At 59.0% G+C, this 21,975-nt stretch carries 15 protein-coding genes and 2 pseudogenes; 8 read left to right on the top strand and 9 right to left on the bottom strand.

The features are described 5' to 3' along the window. The first annotated feature begins 53 nt into the window (after positions 1–53). Positions 54–1,922, top strand: a complete 1,869-nt coding sequence (gene recQ / locus OGM81_05030; protein UYJ44501.1) for a DNA helicase RecQ — start codon at positions 54–56, stop codon at positions 1,920–1,922. A 420-nt stretch (positions 1,923–2,342) separates the two neighbouring features. Here recQ and OGM81_05035 read toward each other — a convergent pair whose 3' ends face one another. The 3 genes from OGM81_05035 to hisB all read right to left on the bottom strand — a co-directional run bounded on the left by OGM81_05035 (position 2,343) and on the right by hisB (position 5,152). Continuing rightward, the gene (locus tag OGM81_05035) at positions 2,343–2,834 is read right to left on the bottom strand and encodes a hypothetical protein (GenBank protein ID UYJ44502.1); all 492 of its coding nucleotides are present in this window, start codon (positions 2,832–2,834) and stop codon (positions 2,343–2,345) included. A gap of 399 nt (positions 2,835–3,233) precedes the next feature. Further along, positions 3,234–4,466 (bottom strand): serine hydroxymethyltransferase, encoded by a 1,233-nt coding sequence (locus tag OGM81_05040; GenBank protein UYJ44971.1) that lies wholly within the window; start codon positions 4,464–4,466, stop codon positions 3,234–3,236. A 98-nt stretch (positions 4,467–4,564) separates the two neighbouring features. Further along, a complete protein-coding gene (gene hisB / locus OGM81_05045; GenBank protein ID UYJ44503.1) occupies positions 4,565–5,152 on the bottom strand; it encodes an imidazoleglycerol-phosphate dehydratase HisB in 588 nt (195 codons plus the stop codon). Positions 5,153–5,903: 751 nt separating this feature from the next. Between hisB and dnaK the strand changes: the two are divergent. Together dnaK and OGM81_05055 are read left to right on the top strand one after the other, a co-directional pair. Further along, positions 5,904–7,631, top strand: a pseudogene (gene dnaK / locus OGM81_05050) (molecular chaperone DnaK). Between the two features lie 117 nt (positions 7,632–7,748). Further along, the gene (locus OGM81_05055) at positions 7,749–8,711 is read left to right on the top strand and encodes a DUF1835 domain-containing protein (protein ID UYJ44504.1); all 963 of its coding nucleotides are present in this window, start codon (positions 7,749–7,751) and stop codon (positions 8,709–8,711) included. Between the two features lie 192 nt (positions 8,712–8,903). Here OGM81_05055 and OGM81_05060 read toward each other — a convergent pair whose 3' ends face one another. Then, positions 8,904–9,260 (bottom strand): endonuclease domain-containing protein, encoded by a 357-nt coding sequence (locus OGM81_05060; GenBank protein ID UYJ44505.1) that lies wholly within the window; start codon positions 9,258–9,260, stop codon positions 8,904–8,906. Positions 9,261–9,385: 125 nt separating this feature from the next. Continuing rightward, positions 9,386–9,703: a hypothetical protein gene (locus OGM81_05065; GenBank protein ID UYJ44506.1), complete on the bottom strand. Its 318-nt coding sequence runs from the start codon at positions 9,701–9,703 to the stop codon at positions 9,386–9,388. Between the two features lie 248 nt (positions 9,704–9,951). Here OGM81_05065 and OGM81_05070 point away from each other — a divergent pair, with 248 nt between their 5' ends. After that, positions 9,952–11,133: an IS110 family transposase gene (locus OGM81_05070; protein ID UYJ44507.1), complete on the top strand. Its 1,182-nt coding sequence runs from the start codon at positions 9,952–9,954 to the stop codon at positions 11,131–11,133. 265 nt (positions 11,134–11,398) lie between these two features. On the opposite strand, the gene OGM81_05075 is transcribed toward OGM81_05070, so the two are convergent. Continuing rightward, positions 11,399–13,645 carry a hydratase gene (locus OGM81_05075; protein UYJ44508.1) on the bottom strand — a complete coding sequence of 749 codons (2,247 nt, stop codon included), beginning with the start codon at positions 13,643–13,645 and terminating at the stop codon, positions 11,399–11,401. 32 nt (positions 13,646–13,677) lie between these two features. After that, complete coding sequence (locus tag OGM81_05080; GenBank protein UYJ44509.1) at positions 13,678–14,670, bottom strand: isocitrate/isopropylmalate dehydrogenase family protein; 993 nt, start codon at positions 14,668–14,670, stop codon at positions 13,678–13,680. Between the two features lie 327 nt (positions 14,671–14,997). Between OGM81_05080 and OGM81_05085 the strand changes: the two genes are divergently transcribed. After that, positions 14,998–16,371 (top strand): citrate synthase, encoded by a 1,374-nt coding sequence (locus OGM81_05085; protein ID UYJ44510.1) that lies wholly within the window; start codon positions 14,998–15,000, stop codon positions 16,369–16,371. Between the two features lie 104 nt (positions 16,372–16,475). On the opposite strand, the pseudogene OGM81_05090 reads toward OGM81_05085, so the two are convergent. Both OGM81_05090 and OGM81_05095 read right to left on the bottom strand, forming a co-directional pair. After that, positions 16,476–16,625 (bottom strand): annotated as a pseudogene (locus OGM81_05090) (AzlD domain-containing protein). 220 nt (positions 16,626–16,845) lie between these two features. Continuing rightward, positions 16,846–17,748, bottom strand: a complete 903-nt coding sequence (locus tag OGM81_05095; protein UYJ44511.1) for an AraC family transcriptional regulator — start codon at positions 17,746–17,748, stop codon at positions 16,846–16,848. A 120-nt stretch (positions 17,749–17,868) separates the two neighbouring features. Between OGM81_05095 and OGM81_05100 the strand changes: the two genes are divergently transcribed. The 3 genes from OGM81_05100 to OGM81_05110 all read left to right on the top strand — a co-directional run bounded on the left by OGM81_05100 (position 17,869) and on the right by OGM81_05110 (position 21,971). After that, positions 17,869–19,044, top strand: coding sequence for an MFS transporter (locus tag OGM81_05100; GenBank protein UYJ44512.1), 1,176 nt, complete (start codon positions 17,869–17,871; stop codon positions 19,042–19,044). A 125-nt stretch (positions 19,045–19,169) separates the two neighbouring features. Then, a complete protein-coding gene (locus OGM81_05105) occupies positions 19,170–20,282 on the top strand; it encodes a hypothetical protein (GenBank protein UYJ44513.1) in 1,113 nt (370 codons plus the stop codon). A 231-nt stretch (positions 20,283–20,513) separates the two neighbouring features. Next, a complete protein-coding gene (locus tag OGM81_05110; protein UYJ44514.1) occupies positions 20,514–21,971 on the top strand; it encodes an MBOAT family protein in 1,458 nt (485 codons plus the stop codon). Positions 21,972–21,975: the final 4 nt, after the last annotated feature.

Below are 21,975 nucleotides of genomic sequence, written 5' to 3' on the forward strand. Positions count from 1 at the left end.
CGTATATAATACATGTAGAATAATACCCACAAAAACCAAAAATCGAGGCAGTTATGACAGCGCAGGAAGCATTAAAAACCTATTTCGGCTACGATTCATTCCGTCCGGGGCAGGACACCGTGGTGTCGGCCCTTTTGTCCGGGCGGGACGCGCTGGCCATCATGCCCACGGGCGCGGGCAAGTCGCTGTGCTACCAGATCCCGGCACTGCTGCTGCCGGGGCTGACGCTGGTGATCTCGCCGCTGATCTCGCTGATGCAGGACCAGGTCAAGGGGCTGAGCGCGGCGGGCATCCCGGCGGCATACATCAACTCGGCCCTGACCGAAAACCAAATCGCTAAGGCGCTGCAGCTGGCAGCCCAAGGCAGCTACAAGATCATCTACGTCGCGCCGGAGCGGCTGGAAAGCCCCACCTTCCAAAGCTTTGCCGCATCGGCCGAAATCTCCATGCTGACGGTGGACGAGGCCCACTGCATCAGCCAGTGGGGGCAGGATTTCCGCCCCAGCTACCTGCGCATCCTGGACTTCATCGACAGCCTGCCCCGGCGGCCCATCGTCAGTGCGTTTACGGCCACCGCCACCCGCGAGGTCAAGGACGACATCGCCCAAACGCTGCGTCTGCGCGACCCGGAGATCGTCATTACCGGGTTTGACCGTCCCAACCTCTACTACCGGGTCGAGACCACCCGCCGCAAGGACGCCTTTGTGGCGGACTATGTGCGCAGCCACCCCGGCGAGAGCGGCATCATCTACTGCGCCACCCGCAAAAACGTCGATGCCGTGCAGGAAATGCTGCGAGGCGAGGACATTTCCGCCGCCCGCTACCACGCGGGCATGACCAACGAGGAACGCCGCCAGAGCCAGAACGACTTCATCTACGACGCCGCGCCGGTCATTGTGGCCACCAACGCCTTCGGTATGGGCATCGACAAATCCAACGTGCGGTACGTCATCCATTACAACATGCCCCAAAGCATGGAGAACTACTACCAGGAGGCAGGCCGTGCCGGGCGCGACGGGCTGCCGTCCCAGTGCATTTTGCTGTTCTCGCCACAGGACATCGTCATCAACCGCTTTCTGCTGGACCACAAGGAGAATGACGACCTGGACGACGAAGCCGCCGACCTGCTGCGGGCGCGGGATAACCAGCGCCTGCAGGCCATGGCCAACTACTGCCAAACCACCGGCTGCCTGCGCAACTACATCCTGCGCTATTTTGGCGAGGAACCCGCCGAACCCTGCGGCAGCTGCGGCAACTGCGACCGCGAGTTTGAGGAGGTGGACATGACCGCCCAGGCCAAGTGGATGATCAACTGCGTAGCCGAGACCCGCGGCCGCTATGGCAAGGGTGTGGTGCTGAACACCCTGCGCGGCGCCAACATGGCCCGCCTACGGGAGCTAGGCGCGATGGATTACCGCAGTTACGGCCAGCTGAAGGACTGCACGCGGGACGAACTGGACTGTCTGCTGGCCCAGCTGTTGGAGGAGGGCTACCTCGTCCAGACCGACGACCAGTACGCCGTGCTGCACATGGGCAACATTACGCCGCTGAAACAGGGGGCGCAGGTGGTGGTCAAGCTGCCGCCCAAGCCGGAACCTGCCGAAGCAGCGCCCAAAAAGCACAAGGTCGGCAAGGCGGCGCAGAAGGGCAAAGCCGCCCTGGCCGGCGACAGCGCCGATCTGTTCGAGCAGCTGCGCGCCCTGCGTATGCGGCTGGCCCAGGCCGAAAAGCTGCCGCCCTACCTGGTGTTTGGCGACAAGACCCTGGTGGACATGTGCGCCAAAGCGCCTCGCCAGCTGGAGGATATGAAAGAGATCTACGGCATGGGTGAGCGCAAGTTTGCCAAGTACGGCAAGCAATTTTTTGCTGCCATCGAGGATTACCGCCGCGAGCATCCAGAGGCGGAGTTTACGGGCGCCTGACAAAACTTAATTAAGGCAACACCGCACAATTCCCGCCTGACGGCTTAAGCACCGCTCTGGCGGATCTCCGCGCCAAGAGCCGCCGCAAGCGGCGGTTGCGCTCCGAAGCGCCTCGCTGCGGCTCGGTGTGCGGCACGGCATCTGCGTTGCCAAAATGCTCGATAATGCCGGGTTGCGGTACCCGCATCGTGCTTCGGGGACAAAAGCCCCTCGCACTCTGCGACCGCTGCCCCTGCTTCGGTTCGCTGTATCCGCCACCGGCGGCGCTCACCTTTGCAGCACAAAGTATTATCTGCGCTTTTGGCTTAGCATCTGCCGCACCTCGCTCGCCGTATCGGCACTTAGAATTATGCGGTATTGCCTTAAAAGAAAAACTGCCTGCTGCATAGTGCGGCAGGCGGTTGGTGTTTATGCGGGATGTTAGAAGATGCTCCCCGCCAGCACAGCGGCGCCGGCCACGGGCAGGGCGATGATGAAGTAGAGGACCGTACCGGCGGTGCGCTTGATGAGGACGGATTTCAGCGGCTTGATGTAGGGGATGCCCTCCATGCCGGGGATGGCCCATTCTTTGCCGTGGGCGACCCACACCAGGTCCATGCAGATGCCGTCGAACCAGTTCATCACGACGAGGAACAGCACCGCCTGCCAGTAGGCCGCTGTAAAGGTGGTCACACGGTTCCACACCGCAATAATAAGCACCAGCACCACCAGCATGATGATGCAGAACGGCACCATGAACCGCTTGCCGCGTTTCATCGTTTCGTCCTTGTCAGCCAGGCCGCGCCTGGCGGCTTCGTCGATAAAAGCCGGCGGGTAAAAATACAGGCAGTTCATGCCGTTGTCCTTCACGGCGGCCTTGACCATCAGGAAAAACAGCAGACAGTACAAAATCAGCTGGATTATAAGCAACATTTTCGGGGGCTCCTCTCGCAATCGGTTTGCATTGGCTAACCCAAGTATACTACACCCCCGTCCGAAAGACAAGCGCACGGATTTTGCGGTGGTTGTAGAACTGTTTCCAGGGGGTATATATACTGTAAAACTAGAGAAACACCCCGGTGTTTGTAGGTGTCCGCAACTGTTTTTACAGTTTTACAAACAGTTAAATATAACTTAGATATGTATTTTATATAACTGTTTATCTAGTTATTGAGTTTTAATAAAGGGGGTGGCTGTTTTGCCCAAAACCGCCGCCGCAAAAAAGATGCGCCCTGCCAGGCGGCAGAGCGCAAGAAAATGCGGTTTACTAACTGTAGGGGCGGATGCAAGTATCGCCCCCCCTGCAAAAACGGCAATTACTTATAACCGATATTACTCGTACAGTGGGAACTTCTTCACCAGCTCGGCTACGCGGGCGGTGACTTCGTCCTTCTTGCCCTCGAAATCGAAGATGCAATCCGCGATGCAATCCGCGATGATCTTCATCTCTGCGGGGCCCATGCCGCGGGTGGTCACGGCGGGGGTGCCCACGCGCACGCCGCTGGTCACAAACGGGCTGCGCTTCTCGCCGGGCACGGTGTTCTTGTTGGCGGTGATGTGCACCTCGTCCAGGTTATGCTCCAGCTCCTTGCCTGTGCAATCCACGTCGGTCAGGTCGATCAGCAGCAGGTGGTTGTCGGTGCCGCCGGAAACCAGCTTCACGCCGCGGGCGGTCAGCTCGTCGGCCATGGCCTTGGCGTTCTCCACGATCTTGGCGGCGTACTCCTTGAACTCAGGCTTCAGGGCCTCGCCAAAGCAGACAGCCTTTCCGGCGATGACATGCTCCAGCGGGCCGCCCTGGGTGCCGGGGAAGATGGCGGAGTTGATGCGCTTGATGAGGTACTCGTTGTTGGTCAAAATCAAACCGCCGCGGGGGCCGCGCAGGGTCTTGTGGGTGGTGGTGGTCACCACGTCAGCGTAGGGCACGGGGTTCTGGTGCTGGCCGCCGGCCACCAGACCGGCAATGTGGGCCATATCCACCATCAGCATGGCGCCGTAGCCGTGGGCGATCTCAGCCAGCTTCTCAAAGTCGATGGCGCGGGGATAGGCCGAAGCACCGGCCACGATGAGCTTGGGGCGCACCTTGGCCACCTGTTTGGCCAGGGCGGCGTAGTCGATGCGGCCATCCTCAGTGGAGACGCCGTAGGAGACGAAGTTGTAGTTTTTGCCGCTCATGTTCACGGGGGAGCCATGGGTCAGGTGGCCGCCCTGGGACAGGTCCATGCCCATGACGGTATCGCCCAGGTTCAGCAGCGCAAAGTAGACGGCCAGGTTGGCCTGTGCGCCGGAGTGGGGCTGCACGTTGGCGTACTTGGCACCAAACAGCTTGCAGGCGCGGTCGATGGCGATCTGCTCCACCTCATCCACAAACTGGCAGCCACCGTAGTAGCGGTGGCCGGGGTAGCCCTCGGCATACTTGTTGGTCAGCACACTGCCCATAGCTGCCATCACGGCGGGGGAAACAATGTTCTCGCTGGCGATCAGCTCAATGTTCTGGCGCTGACGGCCCAGCTCTCGGTCCATGGCCTCGCCCAGTTCGGGGTCAGCCTGCTTTACATAGCCAATGGTATCGATCATGTCCTTATACATACCCTTTACCTCCTGTTTTTCGGGCGGTCGCTTGCGGGCGGTGCTGCCCTTTCCCTCTCTATAATGAACAGACCTTACAGCGTGCCCTTGGTGGAAAGCACCCCGTCGATCCGTGCATCCTTGCGTGTGGCGGCGTCCAGCGCCTTGGCAAACGCCTTGAACATAGCCTCCAGCTTGTGGTGGTCGTTCTCACCGTACAGTACCTTTAAATGCAGGTTCATCATGGCTGCATAGCTGATGGCATAGAAAAACTCCCGCGCCATCTGCACATCCATGCCGCCGCAGCTCTGCCCGGCAAAGCTGGCATCATACACAAAGTAAGGGCGGCCGCCCAGGTCCACAGCGCACAGTGCCAGCGTCTCATCCATGGGCAGCAGGCAGCTGCCATAGCGCACCAGCCCGGCCTTGTCGCCCAGGGCTTCCTTGATGGCGGTGCCCAGGGCAATGCCCACATCCTCAATGGTGTGGTGGCAGTCGACCTCCAGATCGCCGCGGCACTGCACGGTCAGATCAAACAGGCCGTGGCGGGTAAACCCGTCCAGCATGTGGTCAAAAAAGCCGATGCCGGTGTGCAGGTCGGCTTTGCCGGTGCCGTCCAAGTCGATGGTCAGGGTGATTTGAGTCTCCCGCGTGTTGCGGGTCACAGTTGCGGTGCGTGCCATAGCGTTACCTCTTTACTCAACTAAAGTGTAAGATACTATTTACTATAACACGTCAAGTCCCCTGCGTCAACGGTGCAGGGCCGTTTTTGGCTTTGGATTCTTTTGCATTGCTGGCTAAAATCAAAAGGAACGCAGGGAAGCCTCCCTCTGGGAGGAAGAGAGCCTTTCCGAAGTCTCTCCCCCACCCGCTTTTGCGGGATTGCTTACGCAACCGGCCCCTCTGTCGCTGCGCGACATCTCCCCACGCCGTGGGGAGTCACCCTCGCAGAGGGGGCCAAAATCCAGGCACAATTTTAGGGCAATACCGCATAATTCTAAGTGCCGATACGGCGAGCGAGGTGCGGCAGATGCTAAGCCAAAAGCGCAGATAATACTTTGTGCTGCAAAGGTGAGCGCCGCCAGTGGCGGATGCAGCGAACCGAAGCAGGGGCAGCGGTCGCAGAGTGCGAGGGGCTTTTGCTCCCGATGCACGATGCGGGTACCGCAACCCGACATTATCGAGCATTTTGGCAACGCAGATGCCGTGCCGCACACCGAGCCGCAGCGAGGCGCTTCGGAGCGCAACCGCCGCTTGCGGCGGCTCTTGGCGCGGAGATCCGCCGGAGCGGTGCTTAAGCCGTTAGGCGGGAATTGTGCGGTGTTGCCTTAGAAACACTTGTAAAATTTATTTACGAAATCGCAACACATTTTGTCCTGCCTTGCGTTACAATAAAATCAGATTTCAACCTTTTAAGGAAGGGACAACACAACCATGGCAAAAATGATCGGGATCGATCTGGGCACTACCAACAGCTGCGCCGCGGTCATCGAGGGCGGTAAACCGGTGGTGATTCCCAATGCCGAGGGCCAGCGCACCACGCCGTCGGTGGTGGCATTCACCAAAGCGGGCGAGCGCCTGGTGGGCGAACCCGCCAAGCGCCAGGCCGTCACCAACGCGCCGCGCACCGTCACCAGCATCAAGCGCCAGATGGGCAGTGACAGCCGCGTGCCCATTGACGGCAAGTGCTATTCTCCCCAGGAGATCAGCGCCCTGATCCTGCAAAAACTCAAAGCGGACGCCGAGGCCTATCTTGGCGAGCCGGTCACCCAGGCCGTCATCACGGTGCCGGCCTACTTTAACGATGCCCAGCGCCAGGCCACCAAGGATGCCGGACGCATCGCCGGGCTGGAAGTCAAGCGCATCATCAACGAGCCGACCGCCGCGGCCCTGGCCTACGGCCTGGACAATGGCAAGGCCCAGACCGTCATGGTCTACGACCTGGGCGGCGGCACTTTTGACGTATCCCTGATCCAAATCGGCGATGGCATCGTGCAGGTGCTTTCCACCTGCGGCGATAACTACCTCGGCGGCGACGACTTCGATGCCCGCATCGTGAATTGGCTGGCGGACAACTTCAAGGCTGCCCACGGTGTGGACCTGACCACCGACCGCGTGGCCATGCAGCGCCTGCGGGAGGAAGCCGAAAAGGCGAAGAAAGAGCTTTCCACCGCCACCCAGACCGAGCTGAACCTGCCGTTCATCACCACCGGGCCGGAGGGCGCACTGCACCTGCAGGCCACCCTGACCCGCGCCAAGTTTGAGGAGCTGTGCGCCGACCTCATCGAGCGGACCTCCCTGCCCGTGCGCAACGCCCTGAGCGACGCCCACCTGACCGCCAGCGACCTGGACCAGGTGCTGCTGGTGGGCGGCTCTACCCGCATCCCGGCCGTGCAGGCCAAAGTTATGCGGATGACCGGGCTGGAACCGTCCAAATTCCTGAACCCCGACGAGTGCGTGGCCCTGGGCGCCGCCGTGCAGGCAGGCCGCCTGGGCGGCGAGGCGCTGACCGGCGCAGGCGAGGATCTGCTGCTGATGGACGTGACCCCGCTGACCCTCTCCATCGAGACGCTGGGCGGCGTAGCTACGCACTTGATCGAGCGCAACGCCACCATTCCCACCCGCTTCAGCAAGGTGTTCACCACGGCCGCGCCGTTCCAGAGCACCGTAGAAATCAAAGTATTGCAGGGCGAGCGGGAGTTTGCCAAGGACAATAAGCTGCTGGGTACCTTCACGCTGCGGGGCATCAAGCGTGCCTGGGCGGGCGTGCCCAAAATCGAGGTGACCTTTGACCTTGACGCCAACGGCATCGTCAAGGTCAGCGCCCGCGACATGGACACCGGCAAGGAGCAGGGCATTACGATCACCGGTTCCTCGAACCTGAGCGAGGACGAGATCCAGAAAGCCATGCGCAACGCCGCCGCTTTTGCGGGCCAGGACCAGGAACGCAAGGCTGCGCTGGAAGCCTTTAATGCGGCGGAAGCTGCGCTGTATCGCGTAAATACCGCCCTGGGCAGCAAGGCGGGCAAGGCCCTGGACCGGGATACCCGCAGCAAAATCAAGGACGCCGTGCGCGCACTGGAAAAGGAACTGCGCCATAAAAAGGCCGACAAGCTCACCACCGCTGATGTCCAGGCCCTCAACGCCGCCCGCGAAGCCCTCTCCGCGATTGCGACGCCGCTGGTGACCCAGTGGGAGAGCGAGAAAGGCTGAACGAAGATTTTATTCCTTCTTTGAAAAGAAGGAACCGAAGAAACTTTAAATATAAATAACAAAAATATGATCCAACTTTGTTTCGGCGATTCCATCAAAGGCACACTCACCTGCGCCCCGCATATCGGCAATACGATCGGCGGCGCCACAGCGGTGGTAATTTCAACGGATAAACCGCTGGATACCCCGCTGCAAAAGGCCGCCTTTGCCGTCTACCGCACCCTGGCCGCACCTTTTTATAAACGCCGCGCCCAAAAGCAGGAGGCCCGCCGCCGTGCCGAGGCCGTCCCTGTGGACTATGAATCCAACGACGTGATAGCCCTGCTGGGCGACCTGAACGAAGGCCCCATCGCGGGCGACCTGATGAGTGAAGCACGCAAAAAGGTCGTGCGGGCATGGCTCTGCTTCTCCCCGCACGGCGACACAGCCGGAACGGATGCCGACGTGGAGCCGTACTGGCAGGCCTGCCAAAAAGACCTGCAAACCCTGCTGACCCGCGCCCACACAGGCGAGCCGGTGCGCATCTGGTACGACCACACCCCTGCCAGCCTCTGCGGCCTGCACGCCTCTGCGGCCCTGCTGGAAGATGCCCCCTGCCAAATCACGGTGGTAGAGACCCCGGAGCTTGAGACAAAAAACGGCGTGACCCGCCGTGCCGCCCTGTGTGAGCGTGGCCCCACCGAGATAGGCGCACTGTTACGGTACGAGCGTCCCCTGCCAGACACCGACCGTCACGCCCTTGCCGCCCGCTGGCGCAGCCTGCAAGCGGAAAACGCTCCGCTTCGCGCCGAGCAAAACCACCGCTTGACCAGCGTCCCCGCCGGTTTCTACGATGCCATGATTTTAAGCGAAGCTCCTGCGAATGAAATTATGGTGGCACAACTCATCGGAAAAGTGCTGGCAGAATGCCGCCTGGGCATCAGCGACCAGCTCATCTACCGCCGCATCGAACACCTGAAACGATCCGGCAAATTCCTCTCCGTCCAACCCAGCCCCGCCCCCTACCAGGAAATCATCCGCAGGGCGTAACTTACCGCCAATTTTTTACACAAATACAAAAGCTCCCTGCTCTTTAGCGGGGCGTTCGTAAGACAGTTAACGGAGCGTATCGGTGCAGATTCGCTCCGTTTCTTTATGCTAATATGACATATGGCACAGTTGCCGGCAGCCCCCTTGGCTCTCCCTCTGGGAGAGCTGTCACCGAAGGTGACTGAGAGGGTCTTACAGGCGTTTTTGAATGGTGATATCAATTTGTGTGCACACGCCGCAAAAATCCATATCAACATCTCGGTTGGAAAAACGCAGAACCTCCAATCCAAGCGCTGTCAAAAATGCGGAACGCTCAGAATCATAGGCCATCCCCTGAGGCTCATAGTGTTGAGAACCATCCAATTCAATAACTAACTTGGCAGAAGCACAATAAAAGTCTACGATAAATCTCCCGATGATTCGCTGTTTATAAATTTTCACCGGATATTTGCGGAGGAAAAGATACCATAGCTTTCGTTCGTGGGGTGTCATCTCACTGCGTAACCGCCGGGCGTTTTCCAGTTGACTGTTGTCCTTTGGTATGGTCATGTTTTTCCCTCTCAGTCGGCTGCGCCGACAGCTCTCCCAAAGGGAGAGCTAGGTTCCGCGCGTAATGCACTACACCGAACGGTGTATAGAAGTGCGCCCTTGTTATCTGTTCGACAAACCGGAAGTTATCTTTTTCCTAATGGCAATGCTATTAAATTTCCCAATAATGCAATAACAGCATATCCAACTACATAAACCCATGCACTTGAGTTATAAAATATAAATATAGATGGCGCAAACATTATTGCTACAATCAAAATATACCAGAAGTTAAAACCATTCCTAATCCCATAAAAAACAGAGGTTATTAAACATATTAGAGGAATAATTACTAACATAACAATCATTGCACTTCCTGTGTCTTTTATAAACCAAGGAACGATATAAAAATCTATCAGCAACAGTAGGTAGAAAACCATGTTCTTTTTTAATTTATCCATCATATCATCATCCTTGTATTATAAAATAGTAGTTTTTAAAGTCCCTCTCCAAGGACTGTGCTACACTGTAAGGGATGCTGTAGATTGGTTATCAGCTCCTACCGCAAGACGGTTCTTGAAAGGCTCCAACCACAGCTCTTTACAGTATTGTTGATCAGTTAGATACCGCCAGACGGTTTATGTAGAACAAGGTTACAAGAGTAAAGTGTTCTGTGGAATCAGCATCAAATAAACACAGCGGAGGTATTCTCATGGTTTGCGTTGGAATTGACGTTGCAAAGGACAAGCACGATTGCTTCATCCTCAGTTCAGAGGGCGAAGTTCTAGCGGATGTATTCACCATCCAGAACAATGCAGAGGGCTTCAACACACTCTTGCAGACGATTAGTTGCTGTACCAACCCAAAGGATAAAATAAAAGTAGGACTTGAGGCTACCGGACACTACAGCTACAACATCCTCGGATTTCTGCTTGATAAAGGCCTGCCAACCTATGTCATCAATCCGCTGCACACCAACCTCTACCGGAAAAGCCTGAGCCTTCGCAAAACCAAGACTGACCGTGTCGATGCGCGAACCATTGCAGCTATGCTCTTGTCTGATGTGGACCTCAAGTCCTACACAGACACAGCATACCACAACGAGGAGTTAAAGTCACTCACAAGATACCGGTTTGACAAAGTCCGCGAGAGAGCGAAGCTGAAGCAGTCCGTTTCTCGGTTGGTCACAATTCTGTTCCCAGAGCTTGAAAAGTTGGTGCCGACATTGCACATGGCGTCAGTTTACGCACTTCTCAGCGAGTTTCCTGGCGCCAAACAGGTTGCCGAAGCGCACCTGACGCATTTGAAAGCCGTCTTACACGACGCCTCCAAAGGCCGCTACGGGCGAGACATGGCAGTAACACTTCGGGATGCCGCCAGATGTTCTGTCGGCTCTGTCATGCCGGCCAAGTCCCTAGAACTGCGGCATACGATTCGCCTGATCCGCGAACTGGATTCCGAAATTCAGGACATTGAAGCTGCCATCCAGACGATGATAGAGGAAATCGCTTCTCCCATTACTACCATTCCGGGCATCGGCGTTCGGATGGGCGCAATGATTCTGGCTGAGATTGGGGACTTCTCCCGGTTCGATTCACCGGACAAAATCCTTGCCTACGCCGGGATGTCGCCATCTACCTACCAATCTGGGCAGATGTCACTCACAGGCGCATATTCCCACATGGAAAAACGAGGTTCCCGATACCTGCGCTACGCTCTTTACAATGCCACGAAATACGTCTGCCATTGGGACCCAATCTTCTCTGCCTATCTTGCCAAGAAGCGGGCTGAGGGCAAGCACTACAATGTTGCGCTCTCCCATGCGGCCAAGAAGTTGGTTCGGTTGATTTATGCCTTAGAGAAGTCCAGGCTACCCTACAGCAGCGCTGCATAAGTCCTTTATTCTCATAGGCTCAAGCAGGCGTCCAACAGGGCGTCAGCTTTGTTATACTCTTTTTTGACCGCCTACATTTTCCTCACCTTTCCACTCATTTCGGCTTGACTTTTAATAGTTAGTCTTTCAAATTTCGATTTGCAGGTCTGTTCGGCTCCATATTATCATATGGCCGGATAAACTACAAGAACAGCCACAGCAGTGCAAGCTGCTGTGGCTGTTCGCTGCCTTACGAACACCGCCCATTCGGGCAGGGAGTTTTGTTTTAGTGGTTCTTATAATAATTGATCAGGCAGCCATCGGCCAAGATCTGTCTCTCGGCGTCGGTCATAGCGCCCAGGCGGACCCTGAACTCTACCAGGCCACCGTCGGGCTTGACGGCGATGGCCGTCATCTCATCGGCGGCTTCCAGCAGGGCCTTGCGGATGCCGGGCAGGTAGACATAGTCGCCGTTGTCCAGCACGTTGGGGGTGTCCAGCAGGAAGGGCAGCATGCCCCAGTTGATGCAGTTGGAGCGGTAGCGCTTGGTGGCGTACTCGCAGGCAAAGTTGGCGGCGCCGCCCAGCACGCGCTGGCAGCTGGCGGCCTGCTCACGGGCGGAGCCATCGCCGGGCTTGTTGGCGAAGATGGCCGAGCCAATATTGGTGTGGGCTGCGTCCGGGTGGTAGCCAAGCGCCTTGACCTGGGTGTAAACCACCGTAATTTCATCGGGCACTTCGCCCGCCAGGCGCTCGTTATCCAAAGCCTTCACGGCCTTAGCGTTAGGCACGTAGGCGGGGTCCTTGCGGGAGAGGGTGAACTCCGCCAAACGCAGCGGGTTAGAGCGGAAGGACGAAGTCTCGCCCGAGGGGATCAACTCGTCGGTGGTGGTGACGGGGTCGGTGATGTAGCTGACGATCTTGACCAGCAGGTCGTCGGACAGGGCGGGCTGCTCGGGCCAATCCTTGATGTTGGGGCCGAACTTCAGCTCGTAGTCCGGCTCCGGGCGACCCCAGCCATTGTAGACGCGCTTGTCGTAAACGCCCTGGTCAAAGTGGTAGTCCGGGGTGGTGTACTCCACGTCGGTCAGCTCGCTGGCGGCGGTCAGGTAGCCGCCGTTAGCGGCGGTGGCGGCGATGGACCGGGCGTCCATCAGGGCCACCGCGCTGATCTGCCCCTCGCCGGGCTTGGAGCCCTCGCGGTTAGGGAAGTTGCGAGTGGTGTGGCGGATGGAGAACTCGCCGTTGGCGGGGGTATCGCCTGCGCCGAAGCAGGGGCCGCAGAAGCACTCGCGGAAGATGCCGCCTGCGGAAACAATATCCGCTACCGTGCCGTTTTTGACCAGCTCCAGATAGGTGGGCATGCTGTCCGGGTAGACGCTGAATTTGAACTCACCGTTGCCGCAGCTCTTGCCGCGGATGATGTCCGCTACCGCGCAGATGTTTTCATAGGTGCCGCCGGAACAGCCAGCGACGACGCCCTGCTCCACGTAGATGCGGCCATCGGGGCAGATCTTGCCCACCAGGTCCATGTGGACCTTGCCGCCCAGCTGCTTGTTGGCCTGGTCCTCGGCCGCCTGCAGAATCTCTTTGGCGTTGGCTTTCAGCTCGCGGATGGGGTAGGCATAGCTGGGGTGCATCGGCAGCGCGATCATACACTCCACGGTGGAGAGGTCCAGCTCGATGCAGCCGTCATAGTAGGCCACGTCGGCGGGTTTCAGCTCTTTGTAGGCTTCGGGGCGATTGTGCTGCACGAAATATTCTTTCGTCACATCGTCGGTCTGCCAGATGGAGGACCAGCAGGTGGTCTCGGTGGTCATGACGTCGATGCCGTTGCGGTAGTCAGCCGACAGGTTGGCCACACCGGGGCCGACGAACTCCATGACCTTGTTTTTCACGTAGCCATTGGCGTAGGTGGCAGCCACCAGCGCCAGCGCCACATCGTGGGGGCCGACGCCGGGGTTGGGCTTGCCGGTCAGGTAGATGGCCACCACGCCGGGGTAGGCCATATCGTAGGTGCGGCCCACCAGCTGCTTGGCCAGCTCACCGCCTCCCTCGCCCACAGCCATGGTGCCTAGGGCGCCATAGCGGGTGTGGGAATCAGAGCCTAAGATCATGCGGCCGCAGCCGGACATCATTTCCCGGTTATAGCTGTGGATGACGGCCATGTTCGGCGGAACGTAGATGCCGCCGTATTTGTGGGCGGCGGAGAGGGCGAACTGGTGGTCGTCCTCGTTGATGGTGCCGCCGACGGCGCACAGGCTGTTGTGGCAGTTGGTCATGACGTAGGGCAGCGGGAATTCCTTCATGCCGGAGGCGCGGGCCGTCTGGATGATGCCGACATAGGTGATGTCGTGGCTGGTCATCGAGTCGAACTTCATGCGCAGGTCCTGCATGGAATCGCCGGTGTTATGTGCTTTTAAGATGCCGTAGGCGATGGTGCCCTGCTTGGCCTGCTCCTGCGTGAAGCCTGCCGGGGCTTCGGCCTGTGGCACGCCGTGGACGAGGTATACGCCGGTATCGTGCAGTTTCATAGGCTTCTCTCCTTGCCTTTCATTTTAAAAAATCACAGCCGGGCGATAACGGCCTGGGTAAATTCCTTGGTGCCGGCCGTGCCGCCGATGTCAGCGGTGATGACCTTGCCCTCGGCCACCTGGGCCTGGATGGCGGCGTTGAGCTTGTCGGCCTTGTCGGTCATACCCAGGTCGTTCAGCATCATGGCAAAGGCCATCAGGATGGCGCTGGGGTTGGCCTTGTCCTGGCCTGCAATGTCGGGGGCGGAGCCGTGGACAGCCTCATAAATGCGCGTTTTATCACCGATGTTGGCGCTGGGCGCAAAGCCCAGGCCACCCACCAGACCGGCGCACAGGTCGCTGATGATGTCACCGTAGAGGTTGGGGGCGACCAGCACGTCGAACTGCTCAGGGCGCTGCACCAGCTTCATGCACAGGGCATCGATGATGCAGTCGTTGGCCTCGATGTCGGGGTAATCCTCGGCCACTTCGCGGAAGGTGCGCAGGAACAGGCCGTCGGTCAGCTTCATGATGTTGGCTTTGTGCACAGCGGTGACCTTTTTGCGGCCGTTTTTCCGGGCGTAGTCAAAGGCAAAGCGGCAGATCTTCTCGCAGGCCGGGCGGGTGATGAGCTTGACGCCGTTGGCGATGTCGTCGGTGAGCATGTACTCGATGCCCTTATACAGGTCCTCGGTATTCTCGCGCACGATGACGAGGTCAACGTTCTCAAAACGGGTAGGTACGCCCGGCAGCGTGTGCACAGGGCGCAGGTTAGCGTAGGTGGCAAAGCGCTGGCGCAGCTGCACATTGATGCTGCGGAAGCCCTTGCCGATGGGCGTAGCCGTAGGGCCTTTCAGTGCCCAGCCGCACGCCTCGATGGCATCCAGCGTGCCGGGGGCGATCAGCTCGCCGCTGGCTTCGGCGTACTCGGCACCGGCCTCACACACCTGCCATTCAATGCCGGTGTTCAGTGCGGCCGAGACGGCACGCACGCTTTCGGCAATCTCGCGGCCAATTCCATCGCCTGGGATCAGTACTGCTTTCATAAAAATACGTTCCCCTTCCCTGTGCTTTTTGAAAGGCTCCCTGCACAAGGGGGCCTTACGCAGCGAAAATGCTGCAATATACTACAACTATATCTGCTTTGGGCCGGTTTGTCAACGCGGTTTTTTATACAAGCCGTGTCAAAACGCCCATCAGCTTAATAAAATAAAGTCGTACTTTGGCTATTGTGGTGATATTTTAAGTTTTTCTTGACGAAACTCCAAGGATGTTATATTATTGTAGCAATCACCCACGCGGTGGGTGCCTGCGGTGCAGGAATGGGAAATTTGTGTGCGTGTATAAATATGCAAGTGGAGAGGGGTCTGCCGATGTATTACCCGGACGTACCGGCACTGGAGCCGGAAGAACTGGAACTGCTCTGCCATGAATATGTAGAGCATAATGCCACGCTGGACCCGCATTTGGCGGACCAGATGGGCGTCAAGCGTGGCCTGCGCAACCTGGACGGCACCGGTGTGCTGGCCGGTATCACCAACGTGTCCAACGTTGTTGGCTATGACAAAAAGGAAGACGGCACCATCGTGCCCATCCCCGGCCGCCTGATCTACCGCGGCATCGATTTGGATGCCCTGGCCGCCGAGGCCGACGCCAACGACCGCTTTATGTTTGAGGAAGTGGTCTGGCTGCTGCTGTTCGGCTCTCTGCCCACACGGGACCAGTATGCCAAGTTCCGCAAACTGCTGGAGAACCACCGCGAACTGCCCCGCGGCTTTGCCGACGATATGATCTTGAACTCGCCTTCGCCCAACCTGATGAACAAGATGGCGCGAAGCGTGCTGGCCATGTACAGTTACGATGAACACGCCGAGGACCTGAGCCTGCCCAACATCCTGCGGCAGAGCATCAACCTGATCGCCGAGCTGCCCACCATGATGGTGAACGCTTACCAGATCAAGCGCCGCGTCTACGACCGCAACAGCATGTACTTCCACCTGCCCACCGAGGGACAGAGCACGGCCGAACATATCCTGTCCACCTACCGTGCCGACCAGAAGTTCACCCACGAGGAAGCCCGCCTGCTGGACCTGTGTCTGCTGGTGCATGCGGACCACGGCGGCGGTAACTGCTCGACCTTTACCTGCCGCGTGCTGTCCAGCTCCGGCACCGACACCTACGCGGCCATCTCGGCGGCCATCGGCGCGCTGAAAGGCCCCAAGCACGGCGGCGCCAACCTGAAGGTCATGCACCAGCTGGACTACATTTTGGAAAATGTGGAGGATCCCACCAACGACGACGAGGTGCGGGAGTTCCTGCGCAAGATCATCCGCAAAGAGCGCGGCGACGGCAGCGGCCTGATCTACGGCATGGGCCACGCCGTGTACACCCTGAGCGACCCGCGTGCCCAAATTTTGAAAACACACGCCAAGAGCCTGGCCTACAAAAAAGGCTACGACGAGGAGTACGAGATGCTGTGCAGCATCGAGCGCCTGGCCCCCCAGGTATTTGCCGAGGAAAAGCACGGCCCCAAAAAGGTCTGCGCCAACGTGGACCTGTTCAGCGGCCTGATCTACCGCATGCTGGGCATCAGCGAGGATCTGTTCACCCCGCTGTTCGCCATTGCCCGTGTACCCGGCTGGTGTGCCCACCGCGTGGAAGAGGTGGAGTTTGCCAACCGCATCATCCGCCCCGCGTACAAGTATGTCGGCCAGCCGCTGGATTACCTGCCGCTGGAAGAACGGTAATTTATACAAAAAAGCGAGTACCCGTTTTCTTTCGGGTACTCGCTTTTTATTGTTATTGCGCATGTTTGTAGGGGCGGATGCAAGCATCCGCCCCTACAGAACACTCACACAAACACCACCTGCACCAGCACCATATACAGTGCCGTCCCGGTGGCAATACTTAATAAGGTATTCTTTTTCCAGCAATGCAAACCCACCACCGCGGCGGCGGCGATCAGTTCCGGCAGGCCGTGGGTGGGGCCGAGTAAGTCCACGCCATACCCTTTGCTTTGCAGCAGCACGCCAAAACCCAGCCCCAGCACGAGGTAACCCGCCATAATGGGCAAGGTACGCGCAAACGCGTAGCGGAGTGTTTTCATCATTTTCCTCTTTAGCCTACTGAAGTGCTAGGTTAGTATAACATAGTTTTTGCACTTTAGCAAGTAAGGGACGCTTTGCCAATGCGCCAGGCGCGGGAGGATGCTTATTCCTTTTTTATTGCCCCGCTCTCAGCGTTCTGCGCCGAAACTCTGTCGGCCCGCATCCATACAACTGCCGGAAGGAACGAGCAAAATAGCTGGAATCCTCGAAGCCGCATTGGGCGGCGATGGCGGTCACCTGCAGGGTGGTGCCGCACAGCAGCTCGGCGGCGCGCTGCAGGCGCTGGCCGCGCAGGTACTGGTTGGGCGTGGTGCCGATCATATCATGGAAGCACCGCAGACACTCGCTGGGGCTGATGGACGCGCTGGCAGCGATCTGCTCCACGGTCAGGTCCTCGGCGTAGTGGGTCTGCACAAATTGCAGCATCGTTTTAATGCGGTCGGCGCTGCGCAGCGCCTTTTTGGGCACGGCGCGCGTGGCGGGGGCGCGGGTAACCAGCAGGTACATCATCTCGGAAAGCGCAGCCCGCGTCTTGAACTCGTACCCCGGTATCTCGTTGACCACGGCACGGAACGCCCGCTCCATGCAGTCCATGGCTTCCCGCTGCCAATCCACGCTGCGGCGCAGCACGGCGCAGGGGCGGCTGGGGTCGGTCAGCAGCGGCTGCAGATATTTTTGCCAAAACACGCTGTCCGGGCTGCCGCCCACCAGCCGGGGATGGAATACCACGCTGTGCAGCCGGCAGCGCCCGACGGCCAGCGGCCAGTCGGCATGCAGCACCCCGGCATTGATGAATAAGCCGTCCCCCTCGGCCAGCGTGTACTTTTCCCCGGCTGCAGCGGCCAGCACGCCGCCCTCGCTGGCAATCAGCAGTTCCAGCTCCTCATGCCAGTGCCAGGGTACGGGGGCAGCTTCCAGATCGTCGTGGTAGCAGGCGATGGGAAACGCCGCGGTGCCGTGGACGGTCAGTTCCCGCCCAGCGGAATCGGTCTCGGTATTGCAGGCGGACAAGGCCATGGCAAATCCTCCTTTTTGGCGAAATAATCCTGCCTATTTGGCGAAATAATACGATACATCCGTCAACTTTGATGATATAATCATAGGGCAAGTAAAAACGCCTGTCAAGGAGAAAATTTTATGGTATCCCTGCTTTTACCCGTAATTTATTTAGCTTTTATCAGCCTGGGCCTGCCGGATGCCCTGCTGGGTGCGGCCTGGCCCAGCATGTACCTGGGCTTGGGCGCGGGCCTGTCCTGGGCGGGCATGATCTCCATGATCATCTCCGCCGGTACAGTAGTGTCCAGCCTGGCCAGCGACGCCCTTACCGCCCGGCTTGGCCCCGGCAGGGTCACGGCCATCAGCGTGGGCACGACGGCCGCAGCGCTGTTTGGCTTTTCCACCTGCACGGCGTTCTGGCAGCTTTGTCTGTGGGCCGTGCCCTACGGCCTGGGCGCGGGCAGCGTGGATGCCGCCCTCAACAACTACGTTGCCCTGCATTACGAGAGCCGCCACATGAGCTGGCTGCACTGCATGTGGGGCCTGGGCGCCAGCGGCGGGCCGGTCATTATGGGCTGGGCGCTGGCCCACAGCGGTTGGCAGAGCGGCTACCGCATTATTTCTGTGCTGCAGGTGGTGCTGACGGCCATCATCATTTTCAGCCTGCCGCTGTGGAAAAAACCGGGCGAGGAGACCGGCGAGGAAATCGCCCGCGAGCACCGCACCCTGCCCCAGCTGATGCGGGTGCCCGGCGTGCCCGAGGTCATGGCGATGTTCGCCTGCTACTCGGTGGTCGAGACTACGGCAGGCATGTGGGCGTCCAGCTATTGCACGCTTCAGCGCGGTATCGACGCTGGTACTGCCGCCAGCTGGGCCAGCCTGTTTTACGTGGGCATCACGGTGGGGCGGTTTTTAAGCGGTTTTATCGCTATGAAACTCAACGACCATCAGCTGATCAACCTGGGGTTTGTGCTGGTGGCGCTGGGCATCTTGCCCATTCTGCTGCCGCTGGGCAGCGCTGCGCTGGTGACTGGGCTGGTTACGGTGGGCCTGGGCTGTGCGCCTATTTATCCCAGCATTATCCACGAAACTCCGTTGAATTTCGGCCGCAACTTAAGCATGGCCCTGACCGGCGTGCAGATGGCCGCCGCCTATGTAGGCAATGTGGTGTTCCCGCCGCTGTTCGGGCTGCTGGCGCAGTATATCAGCATCAGCCTGTACCCATGGTATCTGCTGGCCGCACTGGTGCTGATGGCCGTTATGTCCCGCGCCTTGCACCGCAAGACTGCCGCCAAACGTGCCGCCAACGGATATTGAAAAATTTCGATTTTTTGCCAGAGGAAATGCCAGATTTCGCGTTTCTTCTGGCTTTTTTTCGTTTACATCTGTGTTTACATCTACTATAATATAAAATGTAAATTTTTATGCTAGGAGGTGCCCCTATGGAAAAGTGCAGCTTATGCGGCGGCAAAATCGTGAACCATCGGTGCGTGGATTGCGGTATGCCGTACCCGGAAAAACCGCACTACACCCTGCGCAGTGAAACCGCCCACACCCATAACGTCAACGGCGAGGAAGTGCTGCACCGCGTGCGCAGCGCCGCAGGCAAGGACCCCGTCTATACCTGCGATGCCGAGGACGAGCAGGACCGCATCGACCTGGAAGGCGCACGCCCCCACCTGCATGCCCCGGCCCGGCAGCTGAACCAGACGCGCCGTCCGGCCCGGGACAAGCGGCGCGGCGGCTGGCTGGTCACGCTCATCATCTTTGGTCTGGCGCTGCTGCCTATGCTGTTCAACCTGTCCGAGCGAGTATTTTACAGTTTGGCGGACCTGGGCGGACACAGCAGCTATGCGGAAACCGAAGCGCCCGAAGCAAGCCTCAATGCCGAAGCCCCCGCCGTGGATATGACCGGCGTCAACCCCTACGAGGGGATGGACTGGGGCCTGCCCACTGCGGGCGGCGGCTTTGGCTGCATTCTGGAGCCGGGTTACTACACTATCGGCCAGCAGATCCCCGAGGGCGTTTACACCATCACCCCCGATGACGGCAGCTCGCTGACGATGACCCACGACGACGAAGCCCACGACCGCTGGTACCAGACCACCATGCTCAGCTGCCCCGAAGGCGGGGAGCCCGAACTGGTGCTGACCAACGTGCAGCTGGCGGCAGGCGGCACCCTGTGGGTGGAGGGCAGCGGCACCCTGACGCTGGAAAGCGGCAACGCCCAGCTGGACACCCAGGCTGAACCCCAGGGAAACCCGGCGGGCGAGTCTTTCGAGCTGTGCGCCTGGGGAGATGACATTCAAGCCTACACTGTGGGGCAGGAGATCCCGGCGGGTGTGTATGACGTGAACTGGAACCAGGGCAGCGGCTTCCTGGGCTGGGATACACAAGGCTCGTACCACCTGACCTATTACGGCGGGGACGGGTTCAACGGCACGGTCGTTTTCCACAGCCTGCCCTTGACCGAGGGCGACACCCTGACGCTGGAATGCTATTCCAACGAGGATTGCATCCTTTGGCTGACCCCGGTTGCGGAAATTTACGGGTAAAAAATCAGCATGCCGCTGCAAATGGCCCCCTCTGCGGGGGTAACTCCCCGCACCGTGGGGAGATGTCGCGCAGCGACAGAGGGACCGGTTGCGTAAGCAATCCCGCGAAGCGGGTGGATGAGAGGCAAACAAATTAGCAGCAGCTAAACAGATGGTTTCTCCCTCAGTCTGCGCTTCGCGCAGCCAGCTCCCTCCCAAAGGGAGCCAAAAAAGGTTACTTGAGGAGTATCTATGGTTTTCAATTCGGCACAATTTTTGTTGTTTCTGCCGCTGGCGGCGCTGGGGTATTTTGCGGTGCCCCAAAAGGCCCGGCGGCCCTGGCTGCTGCTGGCCTGCTACTTCTTCTATTTCTGCTGGAACCCGGCCCATGTCCCGGTACTGGCGTTCGTCACCGCCGTGGGCTATCTCGGCGGTCGCCTGCTGGAGGGCAAGCCCCGCAACGGTGTGCTGGCGGCGGGCATCCTGCTGGCCCTGGCCCCGCTGATCGGGTTCAAATATCTGGGCTTTCTCACCAAATCCGTGCTGTCGGTGCTGGCGCATCTGGGCGTGCAGATCGCTCCGCCTGCGTTCGACTTCCTGCTGCCCATGGGTATCTCCTTTTACACGCTGCAAACTGTGGGCTACCTGGTGGATACCTACCGGGGCGAAAAGGCCGAGCATAATCTGCTGGATTTTGCGTTGTTTGTCGGTTTCTTCCCGCAGATGGTCTCCGGCCCCATCAGCCGGGGCAACAGGCTTTTGCCCCAGCTTTCGGCGGCCAAGCGCCCCGCCTTTAACGACCTGCGGGACGGTGTGCTACTGCTGATCTGGGGTTACTTCCTTAAAATCGTGGTGGCGGACCGCGCCGCGCTGTTTGTGGCGGCAGTCTATGCACCGGAAAGCGAGTACGAGGGCTGGTTCTACATCGTGGCCACGCTGCTGTTCTGCCTGCAGCTCTACGGCGATTTCGGCGGCTGCTCGGTCATGGCTATGGGCACGGCCAAGATCTTGGGCATCGACCTCATCGACAACTTCAATGCGCCCTATTTTTCGCAATCTATCGCTGAATTCTGGCGGCGGTGGCATATTTCGCTGTCCACCTGGTTTCGGGATTATCTCTACATCCCCCTGGGCGGCAACCGCAAGGGCACGCTGCGCAAATATTTAAACGTGCTGGTCACCTTTGCCGTCAGCGGCCTGTGGCACGGTGCCCAGTGGAACTATATGGCCTGGGGCCTGCTGAACGGTCTGTACCAGGTCATCGGCGCGGCGCTGATGCCGCTGCGCACGGCAGTGGTGCGCGCGCTGCACATCGACCCCAAGTCCCGCCCCCACAAGCTGCTGCGGGTGGTGGTCACTTTTGTGCTGTTCAGCTCCACGATGGTGTTCTTCCGCGCTTACCGCCTGATGGATGCGGTGCGCATCTTCATCAGCATGCTGACCGTACATAACTTTGAGATCTTCACCGATGGTTCGATCTTTGCCTGCGGCATCGACGCCTTTAACTTTGCGCTGCTGGGCATCTATGTGCTGGTCATCTTTGCCGCCGATGTCTGCAAGTACAGGCGGATAAAAGTGCGCTCTGTCATCGAAAAGCAGCACTGGCTCTGTCAGGTGGCCGTGGTGGCGCTGGGCGTGCTGACGGTGCTGCTGCTGGGTGTTTACGGCCCCGGCTTCGAGGCATCCAATTTCATCTATTCGCAGTTTTAAGGGA

This window comes from Oscillospiraceae bacterium (assembly GCA_025758045.1).
Classification (GTDB): domain Bacteria; phylum Bacillota; class Clostridia; order Oscillospirales; family Ruminococcaceae; genus Gemmiger.

What these genes read in the sequence shown, in the direction of transcription:
- OGM81_05105 (UYJ44513.1), top strand. Translation starts at nt 19,170, where the DNA reads ATGGAAAAGTGCAGCTTATGCGGCGGCAAAATCGTGAACCATCGGTGC.
- OGM81_05055 (UYJ44504.1), top strand. Translation starts at nt 7,749, where the DNA reads ATGATCCAACTTTGTTTCGGCGATTCCATCAAAGGCACACTCACCTGC.
- OGM81_05060 (UYJ44505.1), bottom strand. Translation starts at nt 9,260, where the DNA reads ATGACCATACCAAAGGACAACAGTCAACTGGAAAACGCCCGGCGGTTA.
- OGM81_05100 (UYJ44512.1), top strand. Translation starts at nt 17,869, where the DNA reads ATGGTATCCCTGCTTTTACCCGTAATTTATTTAGCTTTTATCAGCCTG.
- OGM81_05035 (UYJ44502.1), bottom strand. Translation starts at nt 2,834, where the DNA reads ATGTTGCTTATAATCCAGCTGATTTTGTACTGTCTGCTGTTTTTCCTG.
- OGM81_05070 (UYJ44507.1), top strand. Translation starts at nt 9,952, where the DNA reads ATGGTTTGCGTTGGAATTGACGTTGCAAAGGACAAGCACGATTGCTTC.
- recQ (UYJ44501.1), top strand. Translation starts at nt 54, where the DNA reads ATGACAGCGCAGGAAGCATTAAAAACCTATTTCGGCTACGATTCATTC.
- OGM81_05085 (UYJ44510.1), top strand. Translation starts at nt 14,998, where the DNA reads ATGTATTACCCGGACGTACCGGCACTGGAGCCGGAAGAACTGGAACTG.
- OGM81_05075 (UYJ44508.1), bottom strand. Translation starts at nt 13,645, where the DNA reads ATGAAACTGCACGATACCGGCGTATACCTCGTCCACGGCGTGCCACAG.
- OGM81_05095 (UYJ44511.1), bottom strand. Translation starts at nt 17,748, where the DNA reads ATGGCCTTGTCCGCCTGCAATACCGAGACCGATTCCGCTGGGCGGGAA.
- OGM81_05110 (UYJ44514.1), top strand. Translation starts at nt 20,514, where the DNA reads ATGGTTTTCAATTCGGCACAATTTTTGTTGTTTCTGCCGCTGGCGGCG.
- OGM81_05080 (UYJ44509.1), bottom strand. Translation starts at nt 14,670, where the DNA reads ATGAAAGCAGTACTGATCCCAGGCGATGGAATTGGCCGCGAGATTGCC.
- OGM81_05065 (UYJ44506.1), bottom strand. Translation starts at nt 9,703, where the DNA reads ATGATGGATAAATTAAAAAAGAACATGGTTTTCTACCTACTGTTGCTG.
- hisB (UYJ44503.1), bottom strand. Translation starts at nt 5,152, where the DNA reads ATGGCACGCACCGCAACTGTGACCCGCAACACGCGGGAGACTCAAATC.